Annotated in this window: 10 protein-coding genes and 1 pseudogene; 8 read left to right on the forward strand and 3 right to left on the reverse strand. The window is 72.7% G+C overall.

Features of this window, described 5'->3' with window-relative positions; all coding sequences use genetic code 11:
* Positions 1-65 precede the first annotated feature (65 nt).
* A pseudogene (locus QFZ71_RS20385) lies at positions 66-386 on the forward strand (hypothetical protein); the annotation flags it as partial.
* 99 nt (positions 387-485) lie between these two features.
* Here the strand turns inward: QFZ71_RS20385 and QFZ71_RS20390 are convergent.
* The gene (locus QFZ71_RS20390; protein ID WP_373465134.1) at positions 486-1,676 is read right to left on the reverse strand and encodes a PP2C family protein-serine/threonine phosphatase; all 1,191 of its coding nucleotides are present in this window, start codon (positions 1,674-1,676) and stop codon (positions 486-488) included.
* Positions 1,677-2,266: 590 nt separating this feature from the next.
* Between QFZ71_RS20390 and QFZ71_RS20395 the strand changes: the two genes are divergently transcribed.
* Positions 2,267-2,743, forward strand: a complete 477-nt coding sequence (locus QFZ71_RS20395) for an RICIN domain-containing protein (RefSeq protein ID WP_307669620.1) — start codon at positions 2,267-2,269, stop codon at positions 2,741-2,743.
* Positions 2,744-2,827: 84 nt separating this feature from the next.
* Here the strand turns inward: QFZ71_RS20395 and QFZ71_RS20400 are convergent, their stop codons facing one another.
* Positions 2,828-3,991 carry a serine hydrolase gene (locus QFZ71_RS20400; RefSeq protein WP_307669621.1) on the reverse strand — a complete coding sequence of 388 codons (1,164 nt, stop codon included), beginning with the start codon at positions 3,989-3,991 and terminating at the stop codon, positions 2,828-2,830.
* 187 nt (positions 3,992-4,178) lie between these two features.
* The gene (locus QFZ71_RS20405) at positions 4,179-6,518 is read right to left on the reverse strand and encodes an MMPL family transporter (RefSeq protein WP_307669622.1); all 2,340 of its coding nucleotides are present in this window, start codon (positions 6,516-6,518) and stop codon (positions 4,179-4,181) included.
* A 246-nt stretch (positions 6,519-6,764) separates the two neighbouring features.
* Between QFZ71_RS20405 and QFZ71_RS20410 the strand changes: the two genes are divergently transcribed.
* The 6 genes from QFZ71_RS20410 (at position 6,765) to QFZ71_RS20435 (ending at position 12,705) form a co-directional block, all read left to right on the forward strand.
* Positions 6,765-7,967, forward strand: coding sequence for a sensor histidine kinase (locus QFZ71_RS20410; protein WP_307669623.1), 1,203 nt, complete (start codon positions 6,765-6,767; stop codon positions 7,965-7,967).
* Positions 7,964-8,794: a response regulator transcription factor gene (locus tag QFZ71_RS20415; RefSeq protein WP_307669624.1), complete on the forward strand. Its 831-nt coding sequence runs from the start codon at positions 7,964-7,966 to the stop codon at positions 8,792-8,794. The genes QFZ71_RS20410 and QFZ71_RS20415 overlap by 4 nt, the downstream gene beginning before the upstream one ends.
* Positions 8,795-9,032: 238 nt before the next feature.
* On the forward strand, positions 9,033-9,854 hold the full coding sequence (locus QFZ71_RS20420; protein ID WP_373465135.1) for a trypsin-like serine protease: 822 nt from the start codon (positions 9,033-9,035) through the stop codon (positions 9,852-9,854).
* A gap of 215 nt (positions 9,855-10,069) precedes the next feature.
* Entirely contained in the window at positions 10,070-10,348 is a 279-nt protein-coding gene (locus tag QFZ71_RS20425; protein ID WP_307669625.1) for a polyprenyl synthetase, read from the forward strand.
* Positions 10,338-11,393, forward strand: coding sequence for a polyprenyl synthetase family protein (locus QFZ71_RS20430; RefSeq protein ID WP_307669626.1), 1,056 nt, complete (start codon positions 10,338-10,340; stop codon positions 11,391-11,393). The genes QFZ71_RS20425 and QFZ71_RS20430 overlap by 11 nt, the downstream gene beginning before the upstream one ends.
* 148 nt (positions 11,394-11,541) lie before the next feature.
* The gene (locus QFZ71_RS20435) at positions 11,542-12,705 is read left to right on the forward strand and encodes an oxygenase MpaB family protein (protein ID WP_307669627.1); all 1,164 of its coding nucleotides are present in this window, start codon (positions 11,542-11,544) and stop codon (positions 12,703-12,705) included.
* Positions 12,706-12,925 lie beyond the last annotated feature (220 nt).

Raw genomic sequence — 12,925 nt, forward strand, 5'->3', positions numbered from 1 at the left:
TCAGGGTCCTTCCGACGAACCGTGAACGCATGGCTTCTCCTCGGGGCGAGCGGTTACACCTACGGATGCGCGCGCAGCTTCACGGCCGTTCCGAGGGAGCGTCAAGGCGGCTCCGTCGTGGCTGCAACCGTGTGCAACAACCTGGATGCGGCCCATACCCCTTCTTTGGATTCGTCCCGTCCGAGCCGGGAACGGAGGCGAGTTGTGCGGAAGGCCCCCGGCACAACAGCCAGTTGCGGGAGGCGTCACGGGAGCTGGCGGCCGGGGCGGCGGGCCGTCTTGCGGGCGCGGGGCTCGACGTACGGGCGCTCCAGGGCGACGGGGCGCGGGGCGTGGAGGCCGGTGCCCCGGACGACCGGGTCATCGCTACCTGTTCCGTACGGGCCGTGCCCCCGGCGTGGATCGCGCAGACCCGGCCGGGCGGGACGGTCCTCGTACCGTGGGAGTCGCCCTGGTTCTGCTACGGGCTGCGGATCGCCGCGGGCTCAGGCGTCCGGGCGGCCGGCCCCGGTGCGGGGGCCCTTCCAGTCCAGGCACAGGACGGTGGCGTCATCCTTGGGCGGAAGGCCCTGATACGCGTCGGCGACCGCTGTGACCATCGTGCGGACGACCTCGCGCGGGTGCTCGGCGGCGGTCCGGAGCAGGAGCCCGGGCAGATCGACCGCCTCCGCTTCGCGTTCCTGCACGCCGTCCGTGTACAGCAGGAGACGGTCACCGGGGCGCAGATCGAGTTCCTGTACCTGGTAGGAACCCTGACGGGGGAAGCCGAACGGCATGTCGACCCGCAGGCCGATCTCCTCGACCGAGCCGCCGCGCATCCGGAGCGGACCGGGGTGGCCGGCGTTGACGAGGAGGGCGCGGCTCCCGTCCAGGGCGATGCGGAGCAACTGGCCGGTGGCGAAGGTGCTGCTCCCGTGTTCGAGGAGGGCCTGATGCATCTGGCGGGCCTGCTCGACGAGATCCGCTCCGGCACGGCGCGCGCCGCGTGAGGCGTTCACGACGAGGGTGGCGATGAGGGAGGCGTTGACGTCGTGGCCCATGGCGTCGGTGACGGACAGGTGGAGGGCGTTGGTGTCGAGGCTGTAGTCGTAGGTGTCACCCGCGATGTCGGAGGCCGGGACCAGGGCCCCGGCGAGGGCGAACTCGGCCGCGTCGCAGGAGGGGGCGGACGGGAGCAGCTGGCGCTGGATCTCCGCCGCCAGGCTGACCGGTGTCGTGCGGTTGCCCCAGTGGTAGAGGTCGGTGAAGCGGCGGTCGGTGACGATGATGTACGCCAGCGCGTGCGCGGCCTCCTCGACCTGTGCCAGCACGTCCTCGGTGACGGCGTCGAGGAACAGTTCCAGGACGCCGATGGTGTCACCGCGGTTGGTCACGGGGGCGAGCACGCGCTGCCCCTGCCCGTACTCCTCCACCTGCACGAGGCTCTGCGCACGCAGAACCTTGTCGTAGAGGACGCTGCCGGCGAGGGGGACTCTCTCGGTCCGGTCCCCCCGGGAGCCTCCGGACATGTCGTTGACGCGTAGCAGGCGTCTGCCGACCACGTCCACGAAGAGGAACGACACGTACCGCGCGCCGAAGCGGGTGCGCAGGTTGCGCGCCACGACGTCCAGAGAGTCCACCGGCGCGGCATCCTCCGCGGCCGCCAGCACTGCGGCCAGTCCCATCCGATCACTCATCACCACAGCCTCCTCGCTCGGGTAGGAAGTGCTTGTGCCCTCTCGGGCCGCGCTCACCGCATCGCTCGGAGAACTGGGCGGATGTATCCGTACACAGCGTCTGATAACGGGGCGCGTCATGTGATGAGGGGCGGGTCCAAGGGGCGCGTACCGAGGTGGCCGGCGGCGGCGGATGCCACGGAACGCCGGAGGTACGGAACGCCGGAGGTACGGAACGCCGGAGGTACGGAACGCCGGAGGTACGGAACGCCGGGGCGCGGTCGGGCCCGACCGCGCCCGGACCGGGGTCACAGAGGTCGGGGGCGGGCGCGGCGAACGGCTTCCTCGTGCGGGCCCTTCCCCCGCCGGGTGCGTCGCGGGCGGGCGGGCGTCCGCGGGTCGAAGGCCCGTCGTGGCGCGGTGAAGCCCCCGACCCGCGAGCGATCCGGGGCCGTTCCTCGGCTTGTCACTCCCGATCCTTCCGGATGCCCTCCCGGTGACCCGGCGGACTACGGTGCCGACCGTTGGACGACGGGCCGCCCCACCTCGCACGCTCACCGCGCGGCCGTATCCGATTCGCCCGAAAGCTGCCCGAAGGAAGAGAGACACCCATGCGCGGCACGCACGCACTCCTGCTCGGTGGAGTCATCACCCTCGCGTCCCTGGTCGCACCGCCCGGCGCTGTGGCCGCCGAGAGCGACTCCCGGGTCACCCCCCGAACGGCCGTCGCCACCCAGACCTTCCGTAATCAGGCCACGGGCAAGTGCCTGGACGACACCAACAACGGGTTCCGGACGTGGGGCTGCAACGGCACCAACCCGCAGTTGTGGGACGTGAAGGTCTGGGGCGACGGAACGCGCCAGTTGCGCAACGTCAACACGCAGCGCTGCATCGAGGACAGCCACGCCCACGGCCTCCGCACGGTCGGCTCGTGCAGCTCCGCCGCTGAGCAGAGCTGGTGGATCAAGGTCTGGGACGACGGGAGCGTCCGCTTCCAGAACCAGGCGACGCTGCGGTGCATCGACGACAGCTCCTTGGGTCTCCGCGCCTTCGCGTGCAACAACCTGGAGTACCAGAGCTGGTTCTGATCGCGGCCCCCCATCGGCTCCCCCGCGGCTGACGAGCCGCGGGGGAGCCGACTTGTGGTCACCGCTTGTTCCGGAGTGCTCCCGTCAGCGGCACATCGCCGTGTCCACCGCCGCTGCCGCCCGCGCGCCGCCCCTGCCGTCCGGCACGGCGGTGACCGTGACGTTCACCGCCCGTCCGTCCGCCGTGACGCCGCCGTACGTGCTGAAGCCGGGGATGGAACCGCCGTGGCCCCAGTAGCGGCCGCCGCAGCTCAGCGGGGTGCTCTGGACGCCCAGGCCGTAGCGGGTGCCGGGGAGTGCGCCCTCGGCGTCGACGGGGACCGTCCGGCGCATCTCGGCGAGCTGGGCCGGGGCGAGGAGACGGCCGGAGAAGAGTGCGCGGTAGAAGCGGTTGAGGTCGCTGTCGGTGGAGACCATGCCGCCCGCCGCCCACCCCCACGAAGGGGCCAGCTCGGTGTAGTCGCGCCAGGGGCCGTCGGCGGTGAGCCGGTGGTAGCCGTGCGGATGCCTGCCTCGTACGGTCATGTCGCCGGGGGCCGGGAGATAGGTGTGCCGCAGACCGACGCGGTCCGTGATCCGCCTCGTGATCTCCTCGCCCAGCGGGCGTCCGGTGACCTTCTGCACGAGCAGCCCGGCGACGACGTAGTTGGTGTTGCTGTAGGCCCACCTCGCCCCCGGAGCGAAGTCGGCCGGGCGGTCGAGGGCGCGGTCGAGGAGTTCCCGTGGCTCGTAGTAGCGGTGCGGATCGGTGAGCACCGCCTGGCGGTCCAGGTACTCGGGCAGCCCGCTGGTGTGCTGGAGGATCTGGCGGACCGTGATGGCCCGGCCGTCGATGCCGTCGCCGCGCAGCAACCCCGGCAGATACGTGTCCACCGGCTCGTCGAGGGCCACCGCGCCTTCGCCGACCAGGTGGAGCACGACCGTCGCGGTGAACGCCTTGGTGTTGCTGCCGATGCGGACGGAGCCGTCGCGGGGCACGGCGGAGCCGGTCGCCGGATTGCCCACGCCCGAGGTGTAGTGCCGCGCCTCGCCGTCGGCCCTCACGACCTGGGCGAGCGCGCCGGGAGCGACGCCGTCGCGGACCAGGGCGTCCAACTGCCGCTGCACGGGGTCGGAGGTGCGGGCCGGGGGAGCCGCGGCCGCCGCGGGGGCGGTGACGAGACCCGCGCCGAGGGCGGCGAGCACGGTCAGCGCGGCCGCACGGAACGCGGTCCGGGTGGAGGGGGATGAGGAGGTGGATACCGGCATGGGCGCTCCCTGGTTTCGGGTCGGCCGGGGCGGACCAGTTGTGTCGGATGGGCCGTGTCGGGTCGGCCGTATCGGATCGGCCGTGCGGATCGGCCGTGCGGGTCGGCTGTATCGGGTCGGCCGTGTCGGGTCGGCCTGGAGCTTGCGGTTCGGACAGGCCGGGGTCGGGGGGTGGACGAGGAGCGGGTCAGCCGGTGGGCGGGAAGGGGCGCGGGGCGTGCTCGGCCGGGGCGGGTGCGGGTGCGGCGGAGCCTGGCTCGTCCTCGTACGTGGCACGGACGGGTGTGACGGAGTGGGGGTCGTGCGCGTACGGGGCACGTACGGGTGCGGCGGGCTCCGTGTGCTTGCCGTGGGCGCGGCGTCCGCCCGGACGCACCGGCCACCAGATGCCGCGGCCCAGCAGCGCCGCCGCGGCCGGCACGAGCACGACCGACAGGACGAACGCCGAGAGCAGGATGCCGAGCCCCGTGGCGAAGCCGATCTGCTGGGTGGAGGCGTTCGAGCCGACGGCGAGGCTGCCGAAGGACGCGGCGAGGACGATGCCGGCCGTGGCGATGGCCGGTGCGGTGTGCCGTACGGCGCGGGCGACGGCGTCGCGGGCCGTGCGCGGGCCTTCCATCTCCTCGCGGAGGCGGTCGCTGATCAGGATGTTGTAGTCGGTGCCGATCGCGACGACGAACAGGAACAGGACGAGTGGCAGGACGAAGTTGACGCCGGGCTTGTCCAGGGCGTGCTGGAAGACGAGGGTCGAGGCGCCGAGTGTCGCGGCGAAGCACAGCCCCACGGAGAGCAGCAGGACGACCGGCGCGAGCACGCTGCGCAACAGGACGAGCAGGATCAGCGCGATCAGGCCCGCGGCCACCGGGAAGACGGTCCTCAGGTCCTTGTCGACGGCGGTGGAGAGGTCCGCGAAGATCGCCGCTGTGCCGCCGACATGGGCGTCGAGGCCCTCCGGGGTGTGGGCCGCGACGGTGTCGCGTACCGGCCCCGAGACCAGGTCGCGGGCCGCCTGCGTCTGGGACCCGGACGTCAGGTAGAGGTCGATGCGGGCGGCGTCGCCCCGCTCGTTGAGGAGGGGCGCGCCCACCTCGCCGACACCTTCGATCCGGGCCAGTTCACCGGAGAGCGTGCCCAGGGACCGGGGGGTGACGCGGTCGCCCTCGGGTGCCGTGAGGTAGACGGTGGCCGGGTCGGACACACCGGCCGGGAGGGCGCGGGCGATCTCGGCGGCGGTGGCGGCGGCCCGCGTCTCGTGAGGGGTGTCCCCCTGGCCGAAGTCCATGCGGATGCCGGTCATGCCCGCCGCGAGCGCCCCCAGCAGAGCGGTGCCGGCGAGGAGTGCGGCCAGCGGCCTGCGGGACACGAAGTCTCCGGTGCGCCCGGCGAGTCCGGGGCGCGGGGTGCGCTCCAGGGCGCGGGAGGGCCAGAACATGCGGCGGCCCGTGACGGCGAGGAGGGCGGGCATCAGGGTGAGGCCGGCCAGCAGCATGACCAGTACGGCCACGGCGACGGAGGGACCGAGTACCTGGAACCCTCCGTAGGTCGCGATGCCCAGGGTGGCGAAAGCGGCCACGATGGTGAGGGCGGCGGAGGTGATGGCGGTGCCGACGCGGGCCCCGACCTCGGCGGCGACGGCGCGCGGGGGCGCGTCGGGGCGTTCCCGCAGGAGTTCGCGGAAGCGGAAGAGCAGGAACAGGAAGTAGTCGACGCCGATGCCGATGAGAACGACGCTGATCATGCTCGGCGTCGATGTGTCGAGCGAGGTGCCGGTGAGCAGCGCGCCACCGACGATGACGCCGGTCGCCGCGCCGCCCACGACGGTGACCGCGAGCAGCGGAATGAGCGCGGCGCACAGGCTGCGGAACACCAGCACGTTCACCAGCACGATCAGGCCCGGCATCAGCATGCCGACGACGCGCTGGGTGGACTCCTCGGCGTCGCCGGTGTCGACCTGGTCGGCGAGGCCGCCGGTGAAGCCGGTCCGCAGGCCCACCTCGGCGAAGGCGTCCTCGGTCTGCTCGCGGAACTCCCGGAACAGGTTGTGCATGCCGGTGTCGACGGTGTTGCCCTCAAGGCGTACGGACAGCAGCGTGAAGGTGCGGTCCGGGGCGGTCATGCCCACGCTGACCTCGGGTGTCTGCGAGTAGTCCTCGACGAGGAACGGGATCTGGTCGTCGCTCGTGCTCGGCGTGTCCTGCGGGTCCGGCATCGGCACGCGGCGGCTGCCGAGATCCTTCGCCACGGACGCGATGGTCTTCCGGTCGGCGCCGGTCAGCGGCTCGCCGTCGGGTCTGCCGACCAGGACGGTGAGCATGCCGGCGTCGGACGTGACGCCGAATCTCTCCTCAGCGGTCCGGAGCGCGGCGGCCGAGTCGTAGTCCTTCGGCAGGAAGTCGCCGGTCTGCGCCTGCATCGCGCCGGGCATCAACGCTCCGGCGACCAGGGCGAGAAAGATGCCGATCACCGACCACAGGGCGATGACCTTCCAGGGATGACGGGTCGAGAACCCGGTCAGGGCGCGGATCACAGCGTGCCTCCGGCAGAGAGGGGAGAGGGGGTGCGCCGGGGATTCCGGCCTGCCTCCAGCACATCAGCGGAGACGTGCCGGATCGTCCGAGCGGGGAACGAGATGCGGGCTGGGAGCGGGGGGCCGCCCGGCCCCGGTCCAGGACCCTGCTCCTGGACCGGTGTCGTCCCGGGGCCCCACGACCACGGCAGGAGCTCGGGGAGAATGGCGGTGAGGCGGCCGAGACGGGGCCGAGGAAGGAACACGATGCCCACCGCCCCTACCGAGGCCGCCGCGAAACGCCCCACCTCGTCGCGCGGCGAGGCCGCGCCCTGGACCCGCAACGACGCGCTCGTCGCCGTCGGCGCGGCCGCCCTCGACCTGATCGGCTTCACCCTCAGCAGCCAGGACGTCCAGGGCTTCGTCCCCGTGGCCGGCTGTCTGCTGATGACGGTGTCCGGCCTGGCGCTCCTGGCCCGGCGGCGCGCCCCGCTGCTCACGTTCGGCGCCGTCCTGGCCATCGGACTCGCCGTCCACCTGAGCTGGCCGGTGGGTCAGGGCCTCAACGCCTCCATGATCGTCGCCCTCTACTCCGTCGTACGCGTCCGGGGCGCCGCCGTGTACGTACCGGCGGTTCTGGCGAGCGCGGTGCTGCCCCTGTCCGCGTGGGCGTCCTGGTCGCAGGACTCGTTCCTCACGCTGGCGGGGAACGGTGCGGCCGTGCTGTTCGTGGTCGTCGCCGCGCTCGTGATGAACCGCTGGCAGCAGGAGGTCGAGACGCACCGCAGGCTGCTCGCCGAGCGGGCCGTGGCCGACGAGCGCCGCCGCATCGCCCGCGAGATGCACGACATCGTCGCCCACCACGTCACGACGATGCAGCTGATGGCGGGCGGTGCCCGCGCCAACCTCGACCGGAACCCCGAGATCGCGCGGGACGCCCTCGTCACCCTGGAGGGCCTGGGCCGCACGGCACTGCACGAGATGCGGCAACTCCTCGACGTCCTGCGGGCCGACGGTGACACGCGGGAGGCGTCGACCGCTCCCCAGCCGGGGATCGCGGACCTGGGCCGGATCGTCGCCGAGTCGAACTCCGCCGGTCTGCCCACGGAGTTCGACGTGCGGGGAACCCCCCGTCAGCTGCCGGAGGGCATGCAGCTGACGGTCTTCCGCATCGTGCAGGAGGCGCTGACCAACGCCCGCAAGCACGCGGGAAGCGGTGCCCGCGCGCGCGTACGCCTCACGTACGGCGACCACGAGACGGTGGTGGACGTCAGGGACGACGGAGAAGGGACGGCCCGCGGGTTCGCGTCCGCGCCCGGCTCCGGATACGGCCTGATCGGCATGCGCGAACGCGTCGCGCTGCACGGCGGGACCCTGCGGACGGGACGGGGCGAAGGGCCGGGTTACCGGGTCACGGCCCGGCTGCCGCTGCCGCTGCCGCTGCCGAAGGAAGAAGGAGCACTGCGGTGAGCGGGACGACAGACGGTACGGGCGGGGCGGACATGGCGGGAACGGCGGGGGAGACGGGCGGGGCGGACGTGACAGGCACGGCGGATGCGCCGGACGTGGTGGGTGCGGAGGGTACGGCCGATGTGGTGGGCGCGGAGGGTCCCGCTCCCATCCGGGTACTGATCGCCGATGACCAACTCCTCGTACGCCGCGGCCTGGTGCTCATGCTCGGACCCGAACCCGGCGTCGAGATCGTCGGGGAGGCCGCCGACGGCGCGCAGGCCGTGGAACTCGCGCGGCAACTGCGGCCCGATGTCGTCGTCATGGACATCCGCATGCCGGTGCTGGACGGTATCGCCGCCACCGGACAGCTGACCCAGCAGGTGCCGGACTGCCGGGTGCTCGCGCTGAGCACCTTCGACATGGACGAGCATGTGGTCGGTGCCCTGCGCGCGGGCGCCTGCGGCTTCCTGCCCAAGGACATCTCGCCCGAGGAACTGGTCACAGCGCTGCGCGTGGTCCACACCGGCGAGGCGGTGGTCGCCCCGCGCCTGCTGACCCGCCTCATCTCCTCGTACGTGAGGGCCCCGCAGCGCCCGGCCCGGCCCGCCGCCGGGACCGGGCCCACGGGTGTCCTGGACGAGCTGACGCCGCGCGAGCGCGAGGTGTGGCGGCTGATCGCCACGGGCCTGGACAACGCGGGGATCGCCGCGGAGATGTTCATCAGCCCGTCGACGGTGAAGAACCACATCACCGCGCTCTTCGCGAAGCTCCAGGTCCGCGACCGGGCCCAGGCGGTGATCGCCGCGTACGAGGCGGGCCTGATCACGGCGGGCGAGCGCGGCTGACGCCGGTGGCTGAAGGCGGCGGCTGACGGGGGTGGTTCCTCTTCCTCACGGGGGCGGGCGACGGCGGGCTCAGCGCGGTACCCGGCGGGGACGCCGGCTCCGAACACTCGTGGTGGGGTTCTCCCCACCTCGCGCGTCCCGCTGGCCGGACCTCGGAGAGGCGTGCGGGCCGGATGGTCCCGGCCCTCCTGATCGCGGAGGCTGAGTAGGTCGCACATGCTCACCGATCGGAGAACCAGTGCTCAGCTCGCATCCCTCACGCCGCACGTGGGCGCGCACCACCGCAGGCGTCCTGGCCGCAGCGGCCTGCGCCGCCATGATGACCGGGACCGCGGAAGCCATCGTCAACGGAGAGGATTCCACCCAGCGTTACCCGTCCATGGTGTCGATCCCCGTGACGGGTGTGGACGACGCCACGTTCAAGGGTGTCTGCGGGGGAGCGCTGATCGACCGTCGATGGGTGCTCACCGCCGCCCACTGCGTGGACCCGGCGCTGGTCACCCTGGACGGCACCGTCCGGGTCGGCAGCGCGTGGAAGGACTCCGGAGGCACGGTCCGGTCCATCGTGAGGACGGTCTCCCACACCGGCTACGCGAACGGTGAGGACACCGGACCCAACCGCAACGACATCGCTCTGATCCGCCTCGACCGGCCGGTCGCGGAGAAGCCCGTCCGCATCGCCGACCGCCCCGCCCGGCCCGGCACCCCGACACGGATCCTGGGCTTCGGCAGGACCGACGACGCCCCCGACGCCCCCTGGGCCTTCCCCGACCGACTCCAGCAGCTCGACACCCGCCGGTGCGCGGTCTCCGACTGCGCACCGGGCTACGAGGACAGCACCCGCCTGTGCACCACCAGCCAGGTGCCCGGTGCCATGGCGTGCCACGGCGACTCGGGCGGCCCGCAGCTCCAGCGGAATCGGGCGGGGCGCTGGGAACTCATCGGCGTCACCTCGGGTCCCGGCGCTCCGGGCGTGCGCTGCAGCGAAGGGCCGGGGCTCTACTCCAGCGCGCCCGCCTACGCGGACTGGATCCAGCAGGCGATACGCCGCCCCAGCTGATCCGGGACACCGCCGCGCGGGGCCGTTGCCACGCGAGCGGAGGAGGAAGTGAGCCCCCGCCCCGCCCCGCCGCTTCACCCTGACCGGCATCTCTCGTACAGGCGAGCGTCCACCTCACTCGAAGGTGGGTTTCCTCTCTCGGATGCCCGGTGTGTCGGGATGCTGTGAGCAGGGCGCGTGACCCGCGCCGCCGACGTGGTGGGGTGGGGAGCGGTATGACGCGAGAAGCGGGACGGGGCGGAACTCCCGAAGAGCGGGCGGTCCTGCTCGTGGCGGGAGCGGCCGATCTGGCGGTGAGCGCGATCGGGTCGGCCCTGGGCGCGGTGCGGGGGCTGCTGCGCCGCTCGGACGCCGCCGAGCTGGCGGCGGAGGCCGAGCACGAGCTGATGGCGCGAGGACGGCTGGTGCTGGACCGGTACACGGCCCCGCCCCCCGCCCATCTGGAGCTCCTCGCCCGGCACGCCGTCGCGCGGCGGGCCGCCGATGAGGTCTGACCGGTGGGACGCGGCCCTGTTCAAGAGCCGGGTCGACGAGGTGCTGCACCCGTTCGTCGCCCGCGAAGCCGATCTGTTCACGGAGATCGACCCCTCCCTCGCCCCGGTGGCCGCCCAGGTGGAGGCGGCCGTCGCGGACGGCAAACGGCTGCGGGCCGCGTTCTGCTACTGGGGCTGGCGGGCGGCGGGGCAGCCGGACAGCGCCGCGCTGCTGCGGGCGGCCGCGTCCCTGGAGCTGGTCCACGCAGCCGCGGTCGTCCACGACGACCTCATCGACGACAGCGCTCTGCGGCACGGCCGTCCCACCGCGCACATCGCTCTGCGGGGGGCCGTGCGCCGCCGCCCCCGTTCCGCTGCCGCCGCCAGGTCGCTGGCGATGCTGGTCGGGGACCTGCTGATGGGGCTGGCCGGGCAGCTGTTCGCCACCAGCGGTCTGCCCGCCGCCTATCTGGGCCGGGCCCGCCCGCTGTGGTCGGTGCTGGGCCGGGAGCTGATCGCGGGCGAGTGCCTGGAGATCCTGTGCACCGGGGCCGAGCCGGACACCGGAGCCTCCTTGCGGGTGATCCGGTACAAGACCGCCAAGTACACCGTGGAGCAGCCCTTGTTGATCGGTGGAGCGCTGGCCGGGGCCGGCCGGGCGCTCCGCGAGGGCTACTCCGCCTTCGGCCTGCCCCTCGGCGAGGCGTTCCAGCTCAGGGACGACCTGCTCGGGCTGTTCGGAGATCCCGAGCGCACCGGCAAGGCCAACGCGGACGATGTGTGCGGGCAGCGGCCCACGGCGCTGCTGGCGGAGACCTGGCGCCTCGCCGGTGACGAGGACCGGGGCCGGCTCCGGGCCCACCTGGGCCGACGTCACCTCGACCAGGGAGGGCTGCACGCGGTGCGCGAAGTGATGCGGCGGCACAGGGCCCCCGCCCTCGTCGAGGACATGATCACGGCACGTGTCGAGGAGGCCCTCGGCGCCCTCCACGAGCTGGACGTGCCGGCCGGCGCCGCCGATGCCCTGGGCGCGCTGGCGAACTCGGCGACCGTCCGGCTGTCCTGACCCGCCCGCTTTCCCGCCCCCGGGGCTCCGACTCACAGGGCTCCGATCCCCGGGGCCCCGATCCCCGGGGCTCCGACTCGCGGAGACCCGACTCCCGGGGCCCCGAGTCCCGCCCGCCGCTCACGTCCCGAGGACAAGGAACCACGCCATGACCTACACCGAGGTTTCGATGAACGCCCTGCGGGAGGGCGGCGACGAACTGGCCGACGCGACCGTGGCGGCGCTCTTCGAACGCGGGGAGGTGGGCAAGTTCAACACCCTGATGCGGTACGTCTCCACCGCGGGCGCCCCCCTTCCCGACGGACTGCCCGATGTCGCCCGCGAGTACCTGCGGGCGACGAGCGCCCCGCCGGACTGGGTCGACTGGGAGGAGATGGAGAAGGCCCGGTTGTTCTTCATCGACAACAACGTGCACATCTCCACCGCTCTGTCGTTCGCCTCCATGCCCGCCTGCTACGTGGTCCCGCACGTGGCGAAGCTGCTGTCGGCGACCCATGGACTGAAGTACCCCTCCAAACGGATGGCGGAGACCGGCCAGTTCACCGTCCACCTGATGCGGCCCGACGCCTTCGAGGCCGGAGGCCGCTTCATCCCCGCCGCCCAGAAGGTCCGGCTCCTGCACGCGTCCATCCGCCACCACCTCCGGCGCGAGAACCGCTGGGACACCGGCGCGCTGGGGACGCCGATCTGCCAGGAGGACATGATCGGCGGGCAGATGTTCTTCTCGCTCCTCGTCCTCGACAGCCTGCACCGGCTGGGCATCCACATGTCCGAGGAGGGCGCCGAGGCGTACTACTACGCCTGGCGGGTGGTCGGCGCGATGCTGGGCGTCAGCCAGGAAGCCGCCCCCCGGTCCCTGGACGACGCCCGCGCCTTCCTCGACCTGTACATGATTCGGCACATGGGCCCTTCCGAGGAGGGTGCGTCGCTCACCCGGCAGCTCATCGACCTCTACGAGGAGGTCGTGCCCGGAACCTTCTTCGACCCGATCGTCTCCGCGCTCATCCGCCACCTCACCGGCGACACCTGTGCCGACTGGCTACGGGTGCCCCGCTCCTCCTGGGACACCGTCGTCAAGGCCGTACCACATCTCCTCGGTGTCCTGGAGACGATCGAGGACCGCTCCCCCCTGGGAGCCCGGGCGCTGGACCGCCTCGGCCACCTCACCACCCTCCTCGAACTGTCCTCGCTCACCCGTGGACGCGTGATGCACTACGCCATCCCGGAGCAGCTCAAGAAGGAGTACGACGTCCCCCCTGCGTCGCTCCGCGCCCGCCGCTGGCAACCGCCCACGGCCACCGTGCGCCTCTGACGGCCGACGAGCGGCGGGAAAGCGCGTCCGCCCCGGTTCCGGCCGCCCCGCGCGGCCGGAAACCGGGGCGGGACGTTCCTGAACGTTCCACCGGCCGGGTGAGCTTGCGGCCTCCTCCCGCCGTGTCGGCGCCCCCTCGCGCGAGGGGGCGTTTTCAGTGGGGGGAAGGAATCAGTGTGATCAACTGCAAATGCCACCAATAAGCACTATCCGGACCCTT

Origin of the sequence: Streptomyces sp. V2I9 (assembly GCF_030817475.1) — a bacterium.
Lineage (GTDB): Bacteria > Actinomycetota > Actinomycetes > Streptomycetales > Streptomycetaceae > Streptomyces.

Excerpts from the sequence above, each read along its gene's own strand:
- QFZ71_RS20410 (WP_307669623.1), top strand. The coding sequence starts at position 6,765 with ATGCCCACCGCCCCTACCGAGGCCGCCGCGAAACGCCCCACCTCGTCG.
- QFZ71_RS20435 (WP_307669627.1), top strand. The coding sequence starts at position 11,542 with ATGACCTACACCGAGGTTTCGATGAACGCCCTGCGGGAGGGCGGCGAC.
- QFZ71_RS20395 (WP_307669620.1), top strand. The coding sequence starts at position 2,267 with ATGCGCGGCACGCACGCACTCCTGCTCGGTGGAGTCATCACCCTCGCG.
- QFZ71_RS20430 (WP_307669626.1), top strand. The coding sequence starts at position 10,338 with ATGAGGTCTGACCGGTGGGACGCGGCCCTGTTCAAGAGCCGGGTCGAC.
- QFZ71_RS20390 (WP_373465134.1), bottom strand. The coding sequence starts at position 1,676 with ATGAGTGATCGGATGGGACTGGCCGCAGTGCTGGCGGCCGCGGAGGAT.
- QFZ71_RS20425 (WP_307669625.1), top strand. The coding sequence starts at position 10,070 with ATGACGCGAGAAGCGGGACGGGGCGGAACTCCCGAAGAGCGGGCGGTC.
- QFZ71_RS20400 (WP_307669621.1), bottom strand. The coding sequence starts at position 3,991 with ATGCCGGTATCCACCTCCTCATCCCCCTCCACCCGGACCGCGTTCCGT.